Annotated in this window: 20 protein-coding genes; 6 read left to right on the top strand and 14 right to left on the bottom strand. The window is 64.6% G+C overall.

What is annotated here, in order from left to right; translation table 11 throughout:
* Positions 1–200: 200 nt before the first annotated feature.
* Genes XI09_RS01645 through XI09_RS01635 form a run of 3 tightly spaced genes read left to right on the top strand, consistent with a single transcriptional unit; the run spans position 201 to position 2,432 of the window.
* The gene (locus XI09_RS01645; protein ID WP_271565402.1) at positions 201–911 is read left to right on the top strand and encodes an SDR family NAD(P)-dependent oxidoreductase; all 711 of its coding nucleotides are present in this window, start codon (positions 201–203) and stop codon (positions 909–911) included.
* 19 nt (positions 912–930) lie between these two features.
* A complete protein-coding gene (locus XI09_RS01640) occupies positions 931–1,167 on the top strand; it encodes a tautomerase family protein (protein WP_271565401.1) in 237 nt (78 codons plus the stop codon).
* Between the two features lie 32 nt (positions 1,168–1,199).
* Positions 1,200–2,432, top strand: a complete 1,233-nt coding sequence (locus XI09_RS01635) for a YbfB/YjiJ family MFS transporter (protein WP_271565400.1) — start codon at positions 1,200–1,202, stop codon at positions 2,430–2,432.
* A 25-nt stretch (positions 2,433–2,457) separates the two neighbouring features.
* Here XI09_RS01635 and XI09_RS01630 read toward each other — a convergent pair whose 3' ends face one another.
* The 7 genes from XI09_RS01630 to XI09_RS01600 form a co-directional block, all read right to left on the bottom strand.
* Positions 2,458–3,099 carry a phasin family protein gene (locus XI09_RS01630; protein WP_271565399.1) on the bottom strand — a complete coding sequence of 214 codons (642 nt, stop codon included), beginning with the start codon at positions 3,097–3,099 and terminating at the stop codon, positions 2,458–2,460.
* Positions 3,068–3,730 carry a ParA family protein gene (locus tag XI09_RS01625; protein WP_271565398.1) on the bottom strand — a complete coding sequence of 221 codons (663 nt, stop codon included), beginning with the start codon at positions 3,728–3,730 and terminating at the stop codon, positions 3,068–3,070. The genes XI09_RS01630 and XI09_RS01625 overlap by 32 nt, the downstream gene beginning before the upstream one ends.
* 142 nt (positions 3,731–3,872) lie before the next feature.
* A complete protein-coding gene (locus XI09_RS01620; protein WP_271565397.1) occupies positions 3,873–5,339 on the bottom strand; it encodes a flavin-containing monooxygenase in 1,467 nt (488 codons plus the stop codon).
* A 50-nt stretch (positions 5,340–5,389) separates the two neighbouring features.
* Positions 5,390–5,809 carry a nuclear transport factor 2 family protein gene (locus XI09_RS01615; RefSeq protein ID WP_271565396.1) on the bottom strand — a complete coding sequence of 140 codons (420 nt, stop codon included), beginning with the start codon at positions 5,807–5,809 and terminating at the stop codon, positions 5,390–5,392.
* A gap of 164 nt (positions 5,810–5,973) precedes the next feature.
* Positions 5,974–7,395, bottom strand: a complete 1,422-nt coding sequence (gene ahcY, locus XI09_RS01610; protein WP_271565395.1) for an adenosylhomocysteinase — start codon at positions 7,393–7,395, stop codon at positions 5,974–5,976.
* A 122-nt stretch (positions 7,396–7,517) separates the two neighbouring features.
* Positions 7,518–8,714, bottom strand: coding sequence for a methionine adenosyltransferase (gene metK, locus XI09_RS01605; protein WP_271565394.1), 1,197 nt, complete (start codon positions 8,712–8,714; stop codon positions 7,518–7,520).
* Positions 8,715–8,777: 63 nt separating this feature from the next.
* Positions 8,778–10,133 carry a hypothetical protein gene (locus tag XI09_RS01600; RefSeq protein ID WP_271565393.1) on the bottom strand — a complete coding sequence of 452 codons (1,356 nt, stop codon included), beginning with the start codon at positions 10,131–10,133 and terminating at the stop codon, positions 8,778–8,780.
* A gap of 166 nt (positions 10,134–10,299) precedes the next feature.
* Here XI09_RS01600 and XI09_RS01595 point away from each other — a divergent pair, with 166 nt between their 5' ends.
* Entirely contained in the window at positions 10,300–12,018 is a 1,719-nt protein-coding gene (locus XI09_RS01595; RefSeq protein WP_271565392.1) for a caspase family protein, read from the top strand.
* Between the two features lie 222 nt (positions 12,019–12,240).
* Here XI09_RS01595 and XI09_RS01590 read toward each other — a convergent pair whose 3' ends face one another.
* The 6 genes from XI09_RS01590 to XI09_RS01565 form a co-directional block, all read right to left on the bottom strand.
* Entirely contained in the window at positions 12,241–13,359 is a 1,119-nt protein-coding gene (locus XI09_RS01590; RefSeq protein ID WP_271565391.1) for a cobalamin-independent methionine synthase II family protein, read from the bottom strand.
* A gap of 72 nt (positions 13,360–13,431) precedes the next feature.
* Positions 13,432–14,148 carry an ABC transporter ATP-binding protein gene (locus XI09_RS01585; RefSeq protein ID WP_271565390.1) on the bottom strand — a complete coding sequence of 239 codons (717 nt, stop codon included), beginning with the start codon at positions 14,146–14,148 and terminating at the stop codon, positions 13,432–13,434.
* Entirely contained in the window at positions 14,141–14,896 is a 756-nt protein-coding gene (locus XI09_RS01580; RefSeq protein ID WP_271565389.1) for an ABC transporter ATP-binding protein, read from the bottom strand. Before XI09_RS01580 ends, XI09_RS01585 begins: the two co-directional genes overlap by 8 nt.
* Complete coding sequence (locus tag XI09_RS01575; protein ID WP_271565388.1) at positions 14,893–15,921, bottom strand: branched-chain amino acid ABC transporter permease; 1,029 nt, start codon at positions 15,919–15,921, stop codon at positions 14,893–14,895. The genes XI09_RS01580 and XI09_RS01575 overlap by 4 nt, the downstream gene beginning before the upstream one ends.
* Positions 15,922–15,929: 8 nt before the next feature.
* The gene (locus XI09_RS01570; protein ID WP_271565387.1) at positions 15,930–16,799 is read right to left on the bottom strand and encodes a branched-chain amino acid ABC transporter permease; all 870 of its coding nucleotides are present in this window, start codon (positions 16,797–16,799) and stop codon (positions 15,930–15,932) included.
* Positions 16,800–16,964: 165 nt separating this feature from the next.
* Positions 16,965–18,143: an ABC transporter substrate-binding protein gene (locus XI09_RS01565; RefSeq protein WP_271565386.1), complete on the bottom strand. Its 1,179-nt coding sequence runs from the start codon at positions 18,141–18,143 to the stop codon at positions 16,965–16,967.
* 527 nt (positions 18,144–18,670) lie between these two features.
* Between XI09_RS01565 and XI09_RS01560 the strand changes: the two genes are divergently transcribed.
* A complete protein-coding gene (locus XI09_RS01560; protein WP_271565385.1) occupies positions 18,671–18,955 on the top strand; it encodes a hypothetical protein in 285 nt (94 codons plus the stop codon).
* A gap of 69 nt (positions 18,956–19,024) precedes the next feature.
* Here XI09_RS01560 and purU read toward each other — a convergent pair whose 3' ends face one another.
* The gene (gene purU / locus XI09_RS01555) at positions 19,025–19,888 is read right to left on the bottom strand and encodes a formyltetrahydrofolate deformylase (protein WP_092190825.1); all 864 of its coding nucleotides are present in this window, start codon (positions 19,886–19,888) and stop codon (positions 19,025–19,027) included.
* 159 nt (positions 19,889–20,047) lie between these two features.
* On the opposite strand from purU, the gene XI09_RS01550 reads away from it, so the two are divergent.
* Positions 20,048–20,887, top strand: coding sequence for a uroporphyrinogen-III synthase (locus XI09_RS01550; protein ID WP_271565384.1), 840 nt, complete (start codon positions 20,048–20,050; stop codon positions 20,885–20,887).
* Positions 20,888–20,897: the final 10 nt, after the last annotated feature.

The following is a 20,897-nucleotide window of genomic DNA, read 5'->3' as shown; positions in this document are numbered from 1 at the left end:
CGCCCCCTGAGATTCCGGCTGAAGGCTAAGCGTTCGCACCGGCCGCCACAACCGCCGCCGGGGCCGATCCGGCATTCGTTCGCGCCGCGAAAGAGTGTCTGCCAGACAGCGCGTATTCGCAGCCGGGCCGCCGCGGCATACCTCACCAACCAAGCCGGCCGCTGCCGGCGCAGTTCTCAAGCCAACAAAAGGAGCCCGTCATGGGTATCGAGCAGAAGGTCGCCATCATCACAGGTGCATCGCAGGGCATCGGCGCCGCCCTGGTCCAGGGTTTTCGCGATCGCAACTATCGCGTCGTTGCAACGGCGCGCTCCATCAAGCCGTCGGGCGACGACGACGTCCTCGCCGTTCCCGGCGACATCGCCGACCGGGCCACCGCCGAGCGCGTAGTTTCGCAAGCCGTCGCTCGCTTCGGCCGCGTCGACACGCTGGTCAACAATGCCGGCATCTTCGTCGCAAAGCCGTTCACGCAGTACACCGCCGAGGACTATGCGGCGGTGATGGGCACCAACGTCGCCGGTTTCTTCAACATCACGCAGCTCGCCATCGCCGAGATGGAGAAGCAGGGCTCTGGCCACGTCGTGCAGATCACGACGACCCTGGTCGATCAGGCCAATTCGAACGTGCCCTCGGTGCTGGCCTCGCTGAGCAAGGGCGGCCTCAACGCCGCGACCAAGTCGCTCGCGATCGAATACGCCAGGCGCGGTATCCGCGTAAACGCCGTGGCGCCCGGCGTCATCAAGTCGCCGATGCATCCGGTTTCGACGCATGCCGAGCTCAGCGCGCTGCACCCGGTCGGCCACATGGGTGAGATGTCCGACATCGTCGATGCCGTGCTCTATCTCGAGCAGGCGAGCTTCGTCACCGGCGAGATCCTGCATGTCGACGGCGGCCAGAGCGCCGGCCACTGAGCGTGAGAGGAGAGACACCATGCCCATCGTCACCATTCAAGTGACCCGCGAGGGAACGACGCCGGGCGCGGCGGCGCTCACGGCGAAAGAGAAGGCCGCGCTGATCAAGGGATCGAGCCAGCTCCTGCTCGACGTGCTCGGCAAGCCGCTCGATTCCACCTTCGTCGTGATCGAGGAAGTCGACACCGACAATTGGGGCTGGGGCGGCCTGCCCGTGCCGGAATTCCGGCGCCGCCGCGCCGCCCAGACAGGATGATCCGCGTGCGACCGAGCGCGCAGGAGGATGACATGACCAACGCAGATACGAAGCAGCACGTCGAGACCCGGCCGCGTCAGCGGCCGGGATCGACGTCGCAGTCTACCTGGCGATATACGGTGGCAGGATTGTCCGCATCGCTGGTCGGGCTCGGCCTCGCCCGCTTCTCCTACACGCCGCTGATCCCGGCGCTGATCGCGGCAAAATGGTTCAGCGCGTCGGATGTCGTCTATCTCGGCGCGGCGAACCTTGCCGGTTACCTTGCCGGCGCGCTCGCGGCACGGGCTGTCGCCGCCCGCATCGGCGCGGTCCGCACGTTGCGTGCGATGATGCTGCTCGCCACGCTCTCTTTCTTCGCCAGTTCAACCCCGGTGTCGTTCAGCTGGTTCTTCGCCTGGCGTTTCCTGTCGGGTCTCACCGGCGGCATCATCATGGTGCTGGCGGCCTCCGTCATTCTACCGCACATTTCGGCCGCGAGGCGCGGCATCTTCGGCGGTGTGATCTTTGCGGGCGTCGGCCTTGGCGTCGCCGCGTCAGGCACGCTGGTGCCGCTGCTCCTGCAACAAGGCCTGCAGCAGAGCTGGTATGGCCTCGGCGCCCTCTCCGCGCTGCTCACCCTCGCAAGCTGGTGGGACTGGCCTGCGGAGGCCAAGGCTGACGCTGCGCCCTTGCATCACGCGAAGCACCACCATGCATCGACGGCTGCCCGCGCGCTGCTGGTCCAATACGGCCTCAACGCGGTGGCGCTGGTGCCGCACATGGTCTTTAGCGTCGATTTCGTGGCGCGCGGCCTCGGCCAGGGCATTGCTGCGGGATCGCGCTACTGGGTGCTGTACGGTCTCGGCGCGATCGTCGGACCGCTCGTCACCGGCCATCTCGGCGACAGGGCAGGTTTCGGTCCGGCCCTGCGGGCAGCCTTCCTGATCGAGGCGGCGGCCGTGCTGCTGCCGACCGTCAGCACCGCGCCGATTTCGCTGATCGTGTCGAGCGTCGTGGTCGGCGGCTTCACGCCCGGCATCGTGCCGCTGGTGCTCGGACGCATCCATGAGCTTCTTCCACATTCGACCGAGCAGCAGCGCGCGACGTGGAGCCACGCCACCACCAGCTTTGCGCTGTTCCAGGCGGCCGCGGCTTACGGCTTCTCCTGGATCTATGCGCAGACCGGCGGCGACTATCTCGTGCTGTTCGGTTTAGGCGGCGGCGCAGTGGTCCTGGCGCTCGCAATTGATCTCGGCCTCGCACTGATTGTCCCGCGCAGATCCTGAGCGCGATGACGGCAGGCGAGCGGTGCTACCCGGCACCGGGCTTTGTCATGATTTGAGTAAGCGATCTCAGCAACTCGGTTTGCTTCAGGACCAACTCACATTGCTGTCGCGCATGCGTGCTCGACAGCTCAACCAACTCCGCCAGCGTTCTCGCACGGCCCAACTCCCGCGCATACTCCAAGGTCGCGCCCGCATTGACTTTCATCAGTTCGAGCACGACGACACGACACTCAGCTGCCGTTCCAATCGCCTCGATGAGGTGGCTTTCTGCGGCCGTGATTCCATTGGCTTCCGATGCCACATCGGCCAACCGTGGCTTGGCGAGGTCCTTGGCATAATCCAGCGCAGCGTGAGCACCAACCTTCATGCCGTCCAAAGCACGAGCCTGATAATCCTTGGCCATGTCCACGATGAGATCAATGGTCGTACTGCCCGGAGGTTCAGATGTTGCAACGATGACGCTGGCCGCTTCTCTTACCGGAGCTGTCATCGGGGCGGGCGCTGCTTGCCCGATCTGCGGCGCATCTTGCATGACGACGTTGACCGGGCCCGGCGGCATGGCCAAGCCCTCGTCAACGGCACGGCTCACTTCCGCCGCCAGTTCCACCAGCGAGCGACGCCCGGTGCGTGCAACGTCAGCAGGCTGTCTTGAGCGCGGCTTGCCCATGATCATTCGACTCCACGATAAGGCGTTCCCAGATCCAACCCCACAGGGCCGCAATTTCCTCCGAGGCTTTTCCCTCCGGCGCGAACTCGGTCACGCCCAGCCCTACCCCGAGCGCATCCTGGTGGTCGTTGCGCTGCCCAATGAAGGGGAGCGCAAGCACGCCAAGCGAGTTGAGCGACGTGGCGGCTTCGCTCAGCCGGCCCCCCCGTGTGGGCGTCTGATTGAGGATGAAGGCAAACCGGCGATCGAGCCTGCGAGTAGCGATCAGCGTAGGTATTGCGGCTTCGATATCGGCCGGGCTCGGACGAGCCGGGATGAGACAAAGATCGGCACTGGCAATGGCGCGCGTCGCCAAGGCGTTGTTCGTGGCGGCTGTGTCGATGATTGCGAGCCAAACCCCTTCGGCCTTGAGGCGGGATATCACCGGCTCGATTTCGGTGGGATCGGTAACAGAATCGACGCGAGGATAGGGCTTCTCACGGCGCCCTTTCCATCTCGAGATCGTACCTTGCGCGTCCGCCTCGACGAGAGCGACGCGCTCTCCGCGCTGCATCGCTGCCACCGCTAGTCCAACGGACAGCGTACTCTTGCCGCTTCCGCCTTTCTGCGTGACCAGAGCAAGGACGTGCATGTTCCGCGTTCTCCTCAGGACGGCAACAACGTGGAACTCAGACTTCGCTGGAAATAAACTTCTTGCAACGCAAAAATGCTACCCCAAGTCGCGATTCGTCTCAAGCGATCGCGAGCCTCTCCCGGTAATTTACGTAGCAAGATCAGGAATATTGCATCACGCCGTCGTCGATCCGGCCGAAGCGCAGGGAGACGATGTCGAGGGCGTAGTTCTGGTACAGCCGCCACGGCTGCTTCGAGCCCTGCTTGGGCATCTTCGCGACCGAGCGCTGCACATAGCCCGAGGTGAAATCGAGCGAGGGCTGCGCGGTGATCGTGGGATCGTCGTTGTGCGGCATGCACTGGCGGAAATTGTGCCGGTCCATGTAGTTGATGAGCCGGCAGACATATTCGCAGGTGAGATCGCATTTCAGCGTCCAGGACGCGTTGGTGTAGCCGAAGGCCGACGCCATGTTCGGCACGTCGGCATACATCATGTCCTTGTAAGTCAGCGTATTGGCGAAATCGACGGCGCGGCCGTCGACGCTGACTTCGAGTCCACCGACGACCTGAAGCACCAGCCCCGTCGCGGTGACGATGATATCGGCCGCAAGCTCTCGGCCGTCCTTCAGGCGGATGCCGTCGCGCGTGAAATTGTCGATCTCATTGGTGACGACGGAGGCGCGCTGCTCGCGGATCGCCTTGAACAGATCACCGTCAGGCACGAGGCACAGCCGCTGGTCCCAGGGATTGTAGCGCGGCGTGAAATGGGTCGCGACGTCATAGTCGGGCCCGAGCGCCATCTGCACGCCCCTGAGGATGAGGTCCTTCACCTTCGCCGGCCTGCGCCGGCTGAGCTGGAAGAAGAACATCCCCCACATCACGTTGCGCCAACGGATCAGATGATAGGCAAGCCGCGCCGGCAGGTTGCGCCGCAATTTGTTGGCGAGGGGATCCTGCGCCGGGCGCGACACCACATAGGTCGGCGAGCGCTGAAGCATGGTGACCTGCGCGGCCTTCTTGGCCAACTCCGGCACCAGCGTCACTGCGGTCGCACCCGAGCCGATCACGACGACGCGCTTGCCCGCATAGTCGATGTCCTCGGTCCATTCCTGCGGATGCACGATGCGGCCGGCGAAATCCGCCGCGCCCTTGAACTCCGGCGTATAGCCCGCCTCGTATTTGTAATAGCCCGAGCACATGAACAGGAAATTGCAGGTGAAGCGCACAAGCTCGGTTGCACCCTCGCCCGTCATGCGCTCGGCCTCGACGGTCCAGCGCGCGTCCGGCGTCGACCACGCCGCACGCTTGACGCGGTGGCGGAAGCGGATGTGTGTCTCGATGCCGTTCTCGGCCGCGGTCTCGCGCACATAGTTCAGGATCTGCGGCCCGTCGGCGATCGCCTTCGGATCGGTCCACGGCTTGAACGAATAGCCGAGCGTGAACATGTCGCTGTCGGAGCGGATGCCGGGATAGCGAAACAGATCCCAGGTGCCGCCGATACAATCACGCCCCTCCAGGATGATGTAGCTCTTGCCCGGGCACTTCGTCTGAAGATGATAGCCCGCGCCGATGCCGGACAGGCCGGCACCGACGATGAGCACGTCGAAATGCTCTTTGGCTTCGATCATGGCGTTCTCCCGCCGCACAGGATGGGCGGCGCCGCGCCGAATTGCAACCGTCAGGGGATGGTGGCGCCGTAGACACAGGCGGTGTCGAAATACTCGTGAAATTCGACTGCCTTGCCGTCCTTGAAGCGCCAGAAATCCACCTTCGGCGTCTTCGCGACCTTTTTGGTCTTCTTGTTGGTCCACGCGCACTCGCCGCGCGCGACGACGGTATCGCCCTGCGCGACGTACTCGTTCATCGTGTAGTACTGCATGCTCCAGTCGGCCAGCAGGCCGTCGAAATAGCCGCGCAGCTCGGTACGGTCGTCATAGCGCTTGGCAAAAGGCACCGGCTCGGCACCTCGCGGAATCGAATCGAACTTGATCTGCGGGCCGATGACCCTGTCGAACCAATAGTCGACGCTGGCGCCCTTGCTGTCGTTCCACTGGCGATAGGCTTCCTTCAACAGCTCAACGTTGGCTTCGCTGGACATCGTATTCCCTCCATATGCATTCTGAAAATGAACTGGGAAAGGCGGCCGCCCGCTTCGAAAGTGGCAGGCTTGTTTTGGCTCTACCTCCGAGCGTACCACAGAGAATGGCGACAAAAAAAGCCCCGGATCGCTCCGGGGCTTTCGTGTCGCAGCTGGATAAAATCTCAGTAGCGGTAGTGGTCGCTCTTGTACGGACCTTCCTGCTTCACGCCGATATAGTCGGCCTGGTCCTTGCGCAGCTCGGTGAGCTTGACGCCGATCTTGGCGAGGTGGAGGCGCGCGACCTTCTCGTCGAGGGTCTTCGGCAGCACGTAGACTTCCTTCTTGTACTTGCCGTCCTTGTTGTTGGCGAAGAGCTCGATCTGCGCCAGCGTCTGGTTGGTGAAGGACGCCGACATCACGAAGGACGGATGGCCCATCGCGTTGCCGAGGTTCACGAGGCGGCCTTCCGACAGCATGATGATGCGGTGCTTGTCGGGGAACTCGATCTCGTCGACCTGCGGCTTGATGTTGGTCCACTTCAGGTTACGCAGACCCGCGATCTGGATCTCGTTGTCGAAGTGGCCGATGTTGCAGACGATGGCGCGATCCTTCATCGCGCGCATGTGCTCGATGGTGATGATGTCCTTGTTGCCGGTCGCGGTGACGAAGATGTCGGCGCGCGGGGCGGCGTCTTCCATGGTCACGACCTCGTAGCCTTCCATCGCGGCCTGGAGCGCGCAGATCGGATCGACTTCGGAGACCATCACGCGGCAGCCGGCCTGGCGCAGCGAGGCGGCCGAGCCCTTGCCGACGTCGCCGAAGCCCGCGACCATCGCGACCTTGCCCGACATCATCACGTCGGTGCCGCGGCGGATGCCGTCGACCAGCGATTCACGGCAGCCATAGAGGTTGTCGAACTTCGACTTGGTGACGCTGTCGTTGACGTTGATCGCCGGCCACAGCAGCGTGCCGGCCTTCTGCATGTCATAGAGACGATGCACGCCCGTGGTGGTCTCTTCGGAAACGCCCTTGATGCTCTTGGCGATCTCGGCGAAGTAGCCCTTCGGCTTTTCCTTGAGCTGCTTCTTCAGAAGTGCGAAGAAGACTTCCTCTTCCTCGGAGCCGGGCTTGTCGAGGAAGGCGGTGTCGCCGTTCTCGGCGCGCAGACCGAGATGGACGTACATGGTGGCGTCGCCGCCGTCGTCGAGGATCATGTTCGGGTGACCGCCGCCGTGCCAGTCGAACAGTTTTGCGGTGTAGTCCCAGTACTCGGTCAGCGTCTCGCCCTTGACGGCGAAGACGGGAATCCCGGCGGCTGCGATCGCCGCGGCGGCGTGGTCCTGCGTCGAATAGATGTTGCAGGAGACCCAGCGGATGTCGGCGCCGAGGGCTGCCAGCGTCTCGATCAGCACGCCGGTCTGGATCGTCATGTGCAGCGAGCCGGCGATACGCGCGCCCTTCAGCGGCTGCTTCGGGCCATACTCCTCGCGGGTGGCCATCAGGCCGGGCATCTCGGTCTCGGCGAGCGAGAGTTCCTTGCGGCCGAAATCGGCGAGCGAAATGTCCTTGACGATGTAATCGGTGAAGCCGGGCTTCGCGTTCATAGGGGGTTCCTGTTTGTTTGGCTCGTCATTCCGGGACGCTCGTGAAACGAGCGAACCCGGATCCGGAGGTTCGAGATTCCGGGTTCGCCGCTGTTGCGGCGCCCCGGAACGACGCGAGAGAACTAGAGCGCGCGCTTGAGCTGCTCGACGAGATCTGTCTTCTCCCAGGAGAAGCCGCCCTCGTTGTCCGGCGTGCGGCCGAAATGGCCATAGGCCGAAGTGCGCGCGTAGATCGGGCGGTTGAGGTCGAGATGGCTGCGGATGCCGCGCGGCGTGAGATCCATCGCCTGTGCTGCCGCCTTCTCGAGCTGATCCTCCGGCACCTTGCCGGTGCCGTGGGTGTCGATATAGATCGACAGCGGCCGCGCCACGCCGATGGCGTAGGCGAGCTGCAGCGTGCAGCGGTCGGCGAGACCGGCGGCAACGATGTTCTTGGCGACGTAGCGTGCAGCGTAGGCCGCGGAACGGTCGACCTTGGTCGGATCCTTGCCGGAGAACGCACCGCCGCCATGCGGGGCCGCGCCGCCGTAGGTGTCGACGATGATCTTGCGGCCGGTCAGGCCGGAGTCGCCGTCGGGGCCGCCGATGTAGAACTTGCCGGTCGGGTTGATGTGCCAGATGGTCTTCGGCGTGATCCAGTCCTTCGGCAGCGCCTCGCGCACATAGGGCTCGACGATGTCGCGCACCTGGTTCGAGGTGAGGTCCGGCACCAGATGCTGGTGGGAGACCACGATCTCGCGCACGCCGACCGGCTTGCCGTTCTCGTACTGCACGGTGACCTGGCTCTTGGAATCCGGGCCCAGCACCTTCTCGCGGCCGGAGTGGCGCGCCTCGGAGATGAGGCGCAGGATCTTGTGGGCGTAGAAGATCGGCGCCGGCATCAAGTCAGGCGTCTCGTTGGTGGCGTAACCGAACATGATGCCCTGGTCGCCCGCGCCTTCTTCCTTGACCTCGCCCGGCTGAAGCGCATCGACGCCCTGGGCGATGTCGGCCGACTGCGGATGCAGCAGAATCTCGATGTCGCAGGTCTTCCAGTGGAAACCTTCCTGCTCGTAGCCGATGTCCTTGATCGCGGCGCGCACGACGCCCTCGATCTGCTCGTTGGTGACGGACTTCGGACCACGGGTCTCGCCGGCGATCACGACCTTGTTGGTGGTCGCGAGCGTTTCGCAGGCGGCGCGGATCTGCCACGGGTCGATGCCGGCTTTCGGCCCCTCGCGGTAGAACAGATCGACGATTTCATCGGAGATCCGGTCGCAGACCTTGTCCGGATGGCCTTCGGACACGGACTCGCTGGTGAAGAGATAGGACGCGCGCATCAAGAAACCCCTTGTTCCGCCACTAGATGGCGGTTCGTTTGCGATGTTTACCTTTGGATTATGTCAATCACGCCGGCGCGAGATGACGTAGGATTCGTCAAGAAACCAGAGCCCGTTGTACTTTCTCAGCACGTCCCTGGCGGCATCCAGAGTGCGGCCGTTTTGAGTCATTTCTGCCAATCGGTCGTCCTCGATCTGAGCGACATACACCGCCGCATTCCACGCTGCAAAGGCCGTCGAGGTTCCGATGGTACCCGTCACCTCGTTGGGCAGCGCTTCCATATCATACCTGAAGATCGAGCGGTTGTCCGCATAAGCATTAAAATTTAGGTCTCGGCCCAACGATCCGAGCTCATACTTGATTGCGCGCAATAGCTCATGACGGCTGACCGCGAAAGGATTTTCTCCGGGCCAGATTGCCTGGATCATTTCCATGCCGGGATCGTGACCATGAGAGTGAATACCGATCAGGCGCCCCCCCGGCCGCAATGCCCGCGCCAGAGGCGCAATGATCCGCTTTGCCCGGAAATTGACCGAGGACAGCGCGCGGTATGGCTGGGATGCAATAACGAGGTCGAAATTGGCCTCGGTCTGGCCCGGCCGCGGAATGGTCGAATCCAGCAGGAACCGGTGGTCCTCGCGATAGAGCACCAGGACGACGGGCCGTTCGTAGAGCGGCATGGCCGTGCGTGGGCTGATCGCGGCGCGCCAGTTCTGCTCCAGGAACGGCCGCAGCTCTGCGATCTGCTGCTCGAACTCGCCCGACGAGGCGCCCCGTAGCGGAACCTCGTGCCAGACGGTGGCGGCCGCCGCTGCGGGCGATGCCGGCGTGAGCCAGGGCGCCTCCGAGTAGAACATGTTGGTGAAGACGAACACCGACGCAGGATGCTCGAAAATGCGATCCGGCACCTTCTCCAGCGTCAGGCGCAAATCCTCGAGACTGAGCTCCTTGCCGGCGACATAGAACGGCATGTGCGGAAAGCGCTGGTGCGTTGCGCGCAGCACCCGCGCGAGCACCGTGCCGTCGCCGACACCGGCGTCGAACACACGCAGCGCCGGCGGGCGCGGATGGATGGCGGCCAGCTCCAGCGCAACCCTGTCCGCGATCACCCGCTTTTCGCTACAGGTGTGGACGAACAGCAGATATTTCTGCCGGTTCTCGAAGAAACGGAAATTGCCGCGCGGATCGCGCTTTTCCGGGGGCACCTGAAGTCCCCGCGGCGGCGGCACGCCGCCGGCCATCGACGCCGCCATATAGGCCTGGATCCGCTCCAGCGTGTCGATGGTGATGCGCTTTCCCTCGCGCAGGCGATGCACCAGCTTCCCATCGTTCACGGCGCGCCGGCCAAACGTCGATTCCGCCATGTCCGCCTTGCGGCAGAACTCGGTGATCTGGCTCAGGATTTCGTCGTTTTTCATAAGTGGGAAGCTGGTGGGCAGCGATGTTGGGTCCTGCCTATTAGCAAAGTCTGCCCACCGAGGGAATACCCTCGCCTGCCTTACTCCACATCCAATGACGGGAGCGTGAACCCCGGCGCACCGCCGGGCAACAAACAAGCGCCTCTCCTCTTACGGGACGACCGCCATGCGCCGCCTGCTCGTCGCGCTCTGCCTGCTCACCGCCGTGCTGTGGTCGACGTCCGCCCTGACGCAGCCGCGCAACCAGCTCGGGCCGCTCTGCACCACCGAGACCACGCCGGCGGACCAGATGGTCGACGCCTGCACCAAGATCATCGCGCTGAAGGTCTTCAAGGGCGAGCAGCTTGCGACCGTCTATTTCTGGCGCGCGGTGGGCTGGAACAGGAAGGGCGACTACGTCAAGGTCATCGCCGATACCACGGAGGCGATCCGGCTCCAGCCGAGTCAGGCGGTCTATAACCTCAGGGGATCGGCCTATTACGACAAGGGCGACTACGACATCGCGATCACCGATTTCGACGACGCGCTGAAGCTCGGCCCGCCCAGCGGCATCATCTTCCACAACCGCGGCAATGCCTGGCGGGGCAAGCACGACTATGCCAGGGCAATCGCCGACTACGACATGTCGATCAAATCAGATCCGAGATCGGCGTTCTCGTTCCAGAACCGCGGCATCTCGAAAGAAGCACTCGGCGATCTCGACGGCGCGCTCGCCGACATCAACCAGGCGATCCGGCTCGACCCGACGCTGCCGCAGCCGCTGATCAACCGCACCTCGATCTGGCGCGCCAAGGGCGACCTCGATCGCGCCATCGCCGATGGCAGCGAGGCGATCCGGCTCGCCAGGGAAAAGCCGCCGGCCAACATCATGACGCCGCCGAACAGCGTGCTGATCTCGGGCTACACCCATCGCGCGCTGGCCTATGAAGCGAAGGGCGACTACGCCCGCGCGCGCGACGATTACAGGGCGACGCTGGCGATCGTGGCCTCGGATGCCGGCAGCAAGGCCAATCAGGCGACTGCCAAAGTGCGGCTGTCGCTGGTGACGGATGCAGCCGTGCCGATCCCGCGCGATGCGCCCTCGCCCACAACGCAGCCGACAGCAGCCCCTGCCCCGCAGCAGACCGGCGCGGCGCCTGCGCCCTCACCTGTGCCGGCCGTGCGCGGCACGCGCATGGCGCTGATCATCGGCAACGGCGCCTATGCGCATGTGAAGGCGCTGCCCAATCCACCCAACGATGCCCGCGCGGTCGCCAAGAGCCTGCGCGACATCGGCTTCACGGTGTCGGAGGGCGTCGACCTCGACCGCGCCGCGATGCAGAAGATGACGCGCGACTTCCTTCGCGATGCGGCGCGGGGGCAAGTTGCCGTGGTCTACTATGCCGGCCATGGCGTGCAGATCGACGGCCGCAACTATCTCATTCCCGTCGACGTCGAGCTCAAGCCGGGCACGGGCATGACGGAGGCGATAATCGACATGGATACGATCATGGCCGGCCTCGACGACCAGGTCCGCACCAACATCTTGATCTTCGATGCCTGCCGCAACAATCCGATGGCACAGCAGGTGGCTTCCGCAGGCAGCAGTCGCGGCATCGAGGGCGCCTCGGGCCTCGCAGCTCCAACCAGCCTCGGCGCCGGCGCGACGCTGGGCGCCGGCACGCTGATCGCCTTCGCCACCGCGCCGGGCCAGGTCGCGCTCGACGGCGAAGGCGCCAACTCGCCGTTTTCCGCCGCCCTCTCCCGCCACATCGGCACGCCCGGGCTGGAGGTGCAGCAGATGCTGACGCGGGTGCGGGCGGAAGTCGTGTCGACCACGAAGAACAAGCAGGTGCCATGGTCGAACTCGTCGCTGCTGGGTGAGGTTTACCTGGCGGAGAAGTAGGGTGCGGGCCCGCGTCGCATGGCGAGGGCCACGCCAAAAACGCGATGTCGTCCCGGCGAAGGCCGGGACCCATAGCCACAGGGTCGTGTTTGGCGAAGACTCGCGGTTACCGGCTTTGCGCCACAACTTCTTTCTGGGGGGTATGGGTCCCGGCCTTCGCCGGGACGACACCGAAAGTGTGGCGAGTCCTATCCGTCACTCACGCGACGGACTGCGTGGGGCCTAGTTGCCCCACACTTCCTTCGCGATCTCGACCGCGAGGCTCAGCTTGGCCCACTGCTCCTCTTCGGAGAGGATGTTACCCTCTTCCGTCGAAGCAAACCCGCATTGCGGAGAGAGCGCGAGCTGCTCCAGCGGCGCGAATTTGGCGGCTTCTTCCAGACGGCGCTTGATGTCGTCCTTCTTCTCGAGCTCGCCGAACTTCGAGGTGATGACCCCGACCACGACGACCTTGTTGCCCTTGGGCAGGAAGCGCAGCGGCTCGAAGCCGCCGGCGCGGTCGCTGTCGTATTCGAGGAAGTAGCCGTCGTAATTGGTGCCGGCGAGCATGGTCTCGGCCACCGGCTCGTAGCCGCCCGAGGAGATCCAGGTCGAGCGGAAATTGCCGCGGCAGACATGCGTCGTCACCACCATGTCGGCGGGCTTCTCGGCCAGCGCGTAGTTGATGATGCGCGCGTAGATCTGCTGGAGACCGTCCGGATTGTCGCCGCGCTCGCGCGCCTTCTGCAATTCGTCCGGCGAGCAGAGATAGGCCCACACGGTGTCGTCGAACTGGAGATAGCGGCAGCCGGCGTCGTAAAACGCCTTCACGGCCTTGCGATAGGTCTTGCCGAGGTCCTCGTAGAAGGCCTCGAGATCGGGATAGACGTCCTTGGAGATCGACTTGCGGCCGCCGCGGAAGTGCAGCACCGCCGGCGAGGGGATCGTCATCTTGGCGGTGACGTGGGCCTGGTCGGCGCACTTCTTCAGGAAGCGGAAGTGGTCCAGCATCGGATGGTTGTCGGGGAAGTCGAGCTTGTCGATCACCCTTATCGCGTCGTGCCGGGTCTCGACGCCCGCGAACTGGATGCCGGTGTCGGGGTGGAAGAGCTCGCAGCCGGTGAGCTTGGCCAGGAAGTCGAAATGCCACCAGGAGCGGCGGAATTCGCCGTCGGTCGCGAGCTTCAGGCCGACCGAGGCCTGCTTGTGCACGACCTTCTCGATCTCCATGTCCTCGATCTTGCGCAGATCGTCGGCCGAGATCTCGCCCTTCTCGAGCCTGGCGCGGGCTTCCTTGATCTTGGCGGGGCGCAGGAGGCTGCCGACCTCGTCGGCGCGGAAGGGGGCTTTGGTTCGCTGCATTTCTTGTCTCTCCCGAAATTTCAGTCGGCGCTCGTTGTACTCCCTCTCCCCTCCTGCGGGGAGAGGCGAAGATTAGTGGGCCACCGCCCCTGCGACCCCGAGGTGGCGCTCCAGGACCGAGGGGTCGGCCTTCAGCGCGGCGCTCGGGGCGTCGTGGACGATCGTTCCGCGTTCCAATATCACAACGCGGTCGGCGAGCCCCAGAATCTTTTGCGCATTCTGCTCGACGATGATCGAGCAGATGCCGCCGGCCCGGGTGATGGTGCCGATCGCCTTCAACAGCTCCTCGACGATGATGGGGGCAAGGCCCTCGGTCGGCTCGTCCAGCAGCAGGACCTTCGGGTTGAGGGTCAGCGCGCGGCCGATCGCCAGCATCTGCTGCTCGCCGCCGGAGAGCTGGTTGCCAAAATTGCTCCGCCGCTCCTTCAACCGCGGAAACATCTCGTAGACCCTCTCGACCGTCCAGGCGCCGGGCTGGGCCACCGCGGTCATGTTCTCCTCGACCGTGAGCGAGCGGAAGATGTTGCGCTCCTGCGGCACCCAGCCGATGCCGGCGCGCGCCCGCTGATCGGGTCGGAGCGTGGTGACATCCATGCCGGCGAGCGCGACTGTGCCGGAGAAGCGGCGGGTGACACCGACGATGGAGTTGATCAGCGTGGTCTTGCCGGTGCCGTTGCGCCCGAGCAGCGCCAGCACCTGCCCCTCGGCGAGACGCAGCGTCATCTTCGGCAGCACCACCGCCTCGCCATAGCCGGCGCGCAAGGCGTCGATCGCGAGCAGGTCAGACATTGACCGCCTCCTCGCCGAGATAGACCGCCTTCACCTGCGGATCGCGCGCGACCTGTTCGGGCGGACCTTCGGTGAGCAGCGCACCGGAGACCAGAACCGAAATCCGGTCGGCGAAGGAGAACACGAGATCCATGTCGTGCTCGATCAGCAGCACCGTGACGTCGCGCGGCAGGCTGCCTACGACGGCGAGAATGTCGTGGCGCTCGCTCTCGGGCACGCCGGCGGCAGGCTCGTCGAGCAGCAGCACACGCGGCTTGGCTGCAATGGCGACCGCGATCTCGAGCAGGCGCTGCTTGCCGTAGGGCAACGTCACGGTCTGTTCATTCATGACGTCGAGCAGATGGAAGCGCCCGAGCAGATCGGCGATCTCGCCGTTGACGTCGCTGCGCGTGCCCATCCGCCGCCACCAGTCGCCGCCATGGCCGAGGCGCTCGGAGACGGCAAGGCCGATGGTTTCGAGCGGGGTCAGGTCGGGATAGAGCTGGTTGATCTGGAACGTGCGAGACAGACCGCGCAGCACGCGCTTGTGCACGGGCAGGTCCGTGATGTCCTGGCCTTCCAGCAGGATGCGCCCGGAGTTCGGCTTCAGCACGCCGGTGAGCTGGTTGATGACAGTGGTCTTGCCGGCGCCGTTCGGGCCGATCAGCGCATGGCGGGCGCCCTGCTCGATCTTCAGGGAGAGATCGCGAGTCACGCGCAGGCCCCCGAACTGTTTTTCGAGGTTCTGGGTTTCGAGCGCGATGGTCATGCGTCGCTCTCCGGCACGGCGACGACCGCCTTGCGGCCCGCAATCTGCTTGATGATCAGGTTGGGCACGTACAGCACCCAACGATGCAGGCGCTGGCGGCCGACCAGCACGATCACGACCAGCACGAGGCCGATCCAAAACTGCCAGTATTGCGGGGTCATGGTGGAGAAGAATTCCTGGAGCATGCGGAACACCACCGCGCCGATCAGCCCGCCATAGAGATAGCCGGTGCCGCCGATGACGAGCACCAGCATCAGGTCGGCGGAGCGCTCGAAGGCGAACACGTCGAGCGAGGCGATTGCGGTGGTCTGGGTGAACAGCGCGCCGGCGATGCCGGCATAGAACGCCGCCAGCGTATAGATCGCGATCAGGCGGCGGTTGACGGGGATGCCGATCGCGGCGGCCCGCAGCGGATTGTTCTTGATCGCACGCAGCGACAGGCCGAACGGCGAATGCACGACGCGGCGGGCGAACAGGAACAACACGAACAGCACGGCCAGCGAATAGAAGAAGCCGGCCTTGCCGAACATGTCGAACGGGATCTCGCCGAAGATCGGCTGCATCTCGATGCCCTGCAGGCCGTCGGTGCCGCCGGTGATGTTGGAGAAGCGCTCGGCGAGCGCTTCCAGCAGCAGCGCGATGCCGAGCGTCACCATCAACCGGGTCAGGTCGACGCCGCGGATCACCAGGAAGCTGGTGGCGAAGCCGAGCACCATCGCGGCCAGGCCGGCCACGATCAGCGCGAGCACCGGCTCGTTGATGATGCCGTGAAGCGCAAGCAGTCCCGCGGCATAGGCCCCGACGCCGAAGAAGGCGGCGTGGCCGAGCGAGACGATGCCGGCATAGCCGAGGATGAGATCGAGCGACATCGCAAACAGCGCCAGCCGCAGGATGTCGGTCATGATCAGATAGCGCGTGGGAAATGCAAAGCCGCAGGCCAGCACGATCAGCCAGAAGGCGACTTCGCCGTAGTGCCAGCGCGCCTGGCGCTGGGCACGATAACCGACGTCGGAAGAAGCGCTCATCGGCGAACTCAACGCGCGGCCGTGCGGCCGAACAGGCCGTTCGGGCGCCAGATCAGGATCACGATCATCATGGTGTAGATCACGAAGGGGCCCATCTTCGGCACGTAATACTTGCCGGCGACGTCGCCGATGCCGAGCAGGAGCGAGGCCAGGAACGGGCCGGTGATCGAGGACGAGCCGCCGACGGTGACCACGATCAGGAAGTAGATCATGAACTTCAGCGGGAAATACGGGTCGAGGCCGAGGATCTCGGCGCTGAGCGCGCCACCGAGGCCGGCAAGCCCGCAACCGAATGCGAACGTGAAAGCGAACACCTGCGGCACGTTGATGCCGAGGCCGCTGGCGGCGCGCGGATCGTCAACGGCGGCGCGCAGCCGGCTGCCGAAACGCGTCTTGGCCAGCACCATCTGGAGCGCGATGGTGAGCAGGCCGCAGATCACGATGATCATCAGCCGGTAGCGGCCGATGCCGACGCCGAACAGGTCGAACTGGCCCTGGAGCGCGGCCGGCAGGTTGATGAAGACCCGTGACGAGCCCTGGATGTAGTCGACGGCGGCGACCGACATGAAGGTCACGCCGATCGTGAACAGCACCTGGTCGAGATGACTGCGGGTATAGAGATGGCGGTACAGCGTACGCTCGAGCGCAATGCCGATCGCTGCCGACGAGACGAAAGCGAGCGGCAGCGCGGCGAAGAACGGCCAGCCCATCCGGTTGACCAGCACCATGCAGACATAGCCGCCGGTCATGGCGAAGGCGCCGTGAGCGAGATTGACGAAGTTCATCAGGCCGAGCGTGACCGCGAGCCCGCAGGCGAGCACGAACAGCAGCATGCCGTAGGCAACGCCATCGAACAGGTTGGTGAGGATTGCGGTCATCGTCTCAGCTTGGTGTTATCGTCATGGCCGGGCTTGTCCCGGCCATCCACGTTCTTGTTTCGGCTCTCGCGTGGATGCCCGGGTCAAGCCCGGGCATGACGAGAGCGGGGCGCGAGATCCCGGATTAGCGCTAATGCGCGCCCCGGGATGACGCGCTTTCGCGCGTCACTTCTTGGTCTTGCCGAGGTCCTTGACGGCTTCGAAGGTCGCGAACTCGACGTTGTAAAGCTCGCCGTCGACCTTCTCGACCTTGCGGATGTAGATGTTCTGCACGATGTCGCGGGTCTCGGGGTCGATCGAGATCGGGCCGCGCGGGCTCTCCCACTTCTGGCCCTTCATCGCCTCGATCAGCTTGTCGCCATTGGTGTCGCCACCCGTCTTCTTCAGCGCCTCGTAGATCAGGTGGATGCCGTCATAGCCGCTCACCGCCATGAAGCCCGGACGGTTGCCGAAGGCCTTCTTGTAGGCCGCGACGAAATCCTTGTTCATCGCTGACGGATGCGCCGCCGAGTAGAGGTGCGCGGTGACCGTGCCGAGCACGGCATCGCCCATGTTGTTGAGGAGGTCGTCATCGGTGACGTCGCCCGGCCCGATCACCTTGATGCCGGCCTTGTCGAGGCCGCGCTCGGCATACTGCTTCATGAAGTTGCCGCCCTGGCCGGCCGGCACGAACACGAAGATCGCGTCGGGCTTGGCGTCCTTCATGCGCTGGAGGAACGGCGCGAAGTCGGGGTTGGCAAGCGGCGTCTTGACCTCTTCGACCACCTCGCCGCCGCCGGCGGTGAAATTCTGCTTGAAGAAGTTCAGCGCGTCGTTGCCCGGCGCATAGTCCGAGGTCAGCGTCGCCACCTTCTTGATGCCGTTCTTCACCGCCCAATCGCCGATGATGGTCGAGGACTGCGCCAGCGTGAAGCTGGTGCGCACGATGTAGGGCGAGCGCTCGGTGATGATGGAGGTGCCGGCCGCCATCACGACTTCCGGAATCTTGGCCTGCGTTGCCAGCGGCGCGGCGGCGAGGGCTGCCGGCGTCACGCCGAAGCCGGCGATGAAATTGACCTTGTCGTTGACGATCAGTTCCTGCGCGGCCGTCTTGGTCTTGTCCGGAATCGCGGCGTCGTCCTTCAGGATGATCTCGATCTTCTTGCCGGCGACGGTGTCGCCCTTCTGCTGCATGTAGAGCTTGATCGCGTTCTCGATCTGCTTGCCGGTCGAGGCCTGGCCGCCGGTCATCGGCAGGATCAGGCCGACCTTGACCGTGTCCTCGGCCCTGGCCGGTGCGACGGCCACCAGGCCCGCAACGGCGGCCACCGCGGCTGCCCAAGAAAGTTGTTTGCGTTCGAACATCAGAGTGTCCCTCCCCTTGATTCCTGACCTCTTGTGCGGCGAACCGAGTGCCCGATCCTTGCCTCACTCTAGCTCACGCGCGAGCCTTATCGCGCGCCACATGGCGTCCTTGGCGCCCCCCTTGTCAATCGGACGTTTGGCGACCATTCGGCGCAAGCCGGGCGTCCCGTTTTCCGACGGCGGGGAGTGATGTCGCGGTTACGTCGAGGTGACCCGAACGCCCCGACCTTGGCCGCTTCTATTTGTACGATTGTACAAAGAAAATGGACCTGTCAACGAAAAACCCCTCTGATCGGCCAAGCCACTTTGTCGCGAGCCCGCGCCACAGTCTAGAAACGCGACGGGCCGCGTGGATGGAAGATTTCGTCTTTCTTTTGCAGAATTGGTACATCCGGGGCCTTGGGCCCGGCTCCAACTCGGTAACGCAGTACCTACCTCGAATAAGTCTCTTTTACCTTGTTGAAGGCTACTCTCTCGGCGCCAGCCTGACCCGGCGTCCAACCAGACCGAACCCGCGCGCCCCCACAATGCCGAAGCCTTTCCGCTCTCTCCTGCCCCTCCTCGCGCTTGCCGCGGGACTGTCCGGCTGCGGCACGGTCAATGAGAAGCTGTCAGCCGGCATGGGCGATTACGTGCCGCAATGGGCCGGCGGCCTGCCGGCCGACGCCCCGCCGCGGGCAGGCACGCCGCAATACGACGCCTACGTGAAGGAGCGCGAGCGCAAGCGGCTGCTGCCGGCGGCCGATCGCGAGAAGGAAGAGCAGGCGCAGAAGGGCGCGACGGGCTCGGCGCCCGGCAACGCAGTGCGCTGAGGAGGCGAATGGCGAATAGGGAGTAGCGAATAAGGAGGCTACCTTTTTCTATTCGCCACTCACCATTCGCTAATCCATGAACACCACGGTCTTGCGGCCGTTGAGGATGACGCGGTCGTCGAGGTGATAGCGGATCGCGCGCGCCAGCACGCGGCGCTCGATGTCGCGGCCCTTGCGGACGAGATCTTCCGGCGTGTCGCGATGGCTGATGCGCTCGACGTCCTGGTCGACGATCGGGCCCTCGTCGAGATCGCGCGTGACGTAATGCGCGGTGGCGCCGATCAGCTTGACGCCGCGCTCATGGGCCTGGTGATAGGGTTTTGCGCCCTTGAAGCCCGGCAGGAACGAGTGGTGGATGTTGATGCAGCGGCCGGAGAGCTCGGCCGACAGATCATCCGACAGGATCTGCATGTAGCGCGCAAGCACGACGAGATCGGTCCCGGTCCTGGCGACGAGATCGAGGATCTGCGCCTCCTGCTCGCGCTTGGTTTCCTTTGTTACAGGCAGATGGTGGAACGGGATGCCGCCGAAATCGAGCCCGGCATAGACCTCGCGCGGATGGTTGGAGACGATCGCGGTCGGGACCATCGGCAATTCGCCGGTGCGCCAGCGATAGAGGATGTCGACCAGACAATGGTCGGACTTCGACACCAGCAGCATCACCTTGCGATGCGCGGCGCGGTCGCGCATCTGCCACTCCATGCCGAAGCGCTCCGCGATCGCGGCAAAGCCGGTCTGGAGCGCGGACAGCTCCACGGCTAGGTCGGCCGCGGTGAACACCACCCGCATGAAGAACTTCTTGGTCTCGACGTCGTCGAACTGCTGGGCGTCGAGAATGTTCTGTCCGTTGTGGGCCAGGAAGGTCGACACCGCCGAGACGATGCCGGGGCGATCCGGACAGGACAGGGTCAGGACATATTGATGATCGGGCATGGCTCTTGATGAAGGTTTGGGCAAATGATGCGGAACAACCCGCGATTTGCGCCCTGCTCTATCACCGACCCCGCCCTTGCGCCAATCCCAAGACTTGCTTCCACATAAAGCGCAGAGTCAGGATGAACGGACAATTGCGATTTATACCGGAGCACGCCCATGGCCGACCGCTTGAACGGCTACCGTATCCTGATCCTGGAAACGCGCGAGGAGGCGCAGTTCTCGAAGCTCCTCGCCGAGCAAGGCGCCGACGTCGTGCAGTGCCCGATGTTCACCATCCACGATGCGCCGGACCCCGCCCCGATCGAGGCCTGGATCCGCCGCGCCATCGCCAGGCCCTTCGACGATCTCGTGCTGATGACCGGCGAAGGCCTGCGGCGGATCATGAAGCTCGCGCGGGCCCGTGGTCTCGACCAGGCTCTGGTCGCAGCCCTCGCCAAATCGCGAAAATTCACCCGCGGGCCGAAGCCCGGCAAGGCGCTGCGCGAGATCTCGCTCGAGGCGCAGCAGACCACGGAGAAGCCGACCACCGAGGGCGTGATCGAGATGCTGGGCAAGCTCGACCTGACGGGGCATCGCCTCGGCCTCCAGCTGTATCCGGACAAGGACCACAGCGCACTGACCGGCGCACTCTCGGCGCAAGGCGCCGAGGTCGATACCGTGCTGCCCTATGTCTACGATCCCAAGGCGGCGGATGCCAACATCGTCGCCGCCATCGACGACATGGCGGAGGGGCGGATCGATTCCATCGCGCTGACCAATCTCGGCCAGGTCCGCCGCCTGATCGAAGCCGCCAAGGCGCATGGCAGCGAGGCGAAGTTGCACGCAGGGTTGGAGCGGACGCTGATTGCGTCGGTGGGCCCTGCGGTGTCGGGGGAGCTCGCCGCGCATGGCCTGCGCACCGATATCTCGCCGGCCGATGAGGCCTATTTCATGCGCCCGCTGATCTCGGCGATGGCGGCAGCGCTCGCCGAGAAACGGCCGAAGGTGGCGGGTTAATCACCAGGCG

Source organism: Bradyrhizobium sp. CCBAU 11386, assembly GCF_028128955.1.
Taxonomy (GTDB): Bacteria; Pseudomonadota; Alphaproteobacteria; order Rhizobiales; family Xanthobacteraceae; genus Bradyrhizobium.
This window is presented reverse-complemented; position numbering and strand designations above follow the sequence as displayed.

Bases quoted from the DNA above. Each gene is read 5' to 3' on its own strand.
- XI09_RS01570 (WP_271565387.1), bottom strand. From the start codon at position 16,799: ATGACCGCAATCCTCACCAACCTGTTCGATGGCGTTGCCTACGGCATG.
- XI09_RS01560 (WP_271565385.1), top strand. From the start codon at position 18,671: ATGCCGAAGCCTTTCCGCTCTCTCCTGCCCCTCCTCGCGCTTGCCGCG.
- XI09_RS01635 (WP_271565400.1), top strand. From the start codon at position 1,200: ATGACCAACGCAGATACGAAGCAGCACGTCGAGACCCGGCCGCGTCAG.
- XI09_RS01600 (WP_271565393.1), bottom strand. From the start codon at position 10,133: ATGAAAAACGACGAAATCCTGAGCCAGATCACCGAGTTCTGCCGCAAG.
- XI09_RS01575 (WP_271565388.1), bottom strand. From the start codon at position 15,921: ATGAGCGCTTCTTCCGACGTCGGTTATCGTGCCCAGCGCCAGGCGCGC.
- XI09_RS01630 (WP_271565399.1), bottom strand. From the start codon at position 3,099: ATGGGCAAGCCGCGCTCAAGACAGCCTGCTGACGTTGCACGCACCGGG.
- purU (WP_092190825.1), bottom strand. From the start codon at position 19,888: ATGCCCGATCATCAATATGTCCTGACCCTGTCCTGTCCGGATCGCCCC.
- metK (WP_271565394.1), bottom strand. From the start codon at position 8,714: ATGCGCGCGTCCTATCTCTTCACCAGCGAGTCCGTGTCCGAAGGCCAT.
- XI09_RS01620 (WP_271565397.1), bottom strand. From the start codon at position 5,339: ATGATCGAAGCCAAAGAGCATTTCGACGTGCTCATCGTCGGTGCCGGC.
- XI09_RS01595 (WP_271565392.1), top strand. From the start codon at position 10,300: ATGCGCCGCCTGCTCGTCGCGCTCTGCCTGCTCACCGCCGTGCTGTGG.
- XI09_RS01585 (WP_271565390.1), bottom strand. From the start codon at position 14,148: ATGTCTGACCTGCTCGCGATCGACGCCTTGCGCGCCGGCTATGGCGAG.
- ahcY (WP_271565395.1), bottom strand. From the start codon at position 7,395: ATGAACGCGAAGCCCGGCTTCACCGATTACATCGTCAAGGACATTTCG.
- XI09_RS01550 (WP_271565384.1), top strand. From the start codon at position 20,048: ATGGCCGACCGCTTGAACGGCTACCGTATCCTGATCCTGGAAACGCGC.
- XI09_RS01645 (WP_271565402.1), top strand. From the start codon at position 201: ATGGGTATCGAGCAGAAGGTCGCCATCATCACAGGTGCATCGCAGGGC.
- XI09_RS01640 (WP_271565401.1), top strand. From the start codon at position 931: ATGCCCATCGTCACCATTCAAGTGACCCGCGAGGGAACGACGCCGGGC.
- XI09_RS01615 (WP_271565396.1), bottom strand. From the start codon at position 5,809: ATGTCCAGCGAAGCCAACGTTGAGCTGTTGAAGGAAGCCTATCGCCAG.
- XI09_RS01590 (WP_271565391.1), bottom strand. From the start codon at position 13,359: ATGCAGCGAACCAAAGCCCCCTTCCGCGCCGACGAGGTCGGCAGCCTC.
- XI09_RS01580 (WP_271565389.1), bottom strand. From the start codon at position 14,896: ATGACCATCGCGCTCGAAACCCAGAACCTCGAAAAACAGTTCGGGGGC.
- XI09_RS01625 (WP_271565398.1), bottom strand. From the start codon at position 3,730: ATGCACGTCCTTGCTCTGGTCACGCAGAAAGGCGGAAGCGGCAAGAGT.
- XI09_RS01565 (WP_271565386.1), bottom strand. From the start codon at position 18,143: ATGTTCGAACGCAAACAACTTTCTTGGGCAGCCGCGGTGGCCGCCGTT.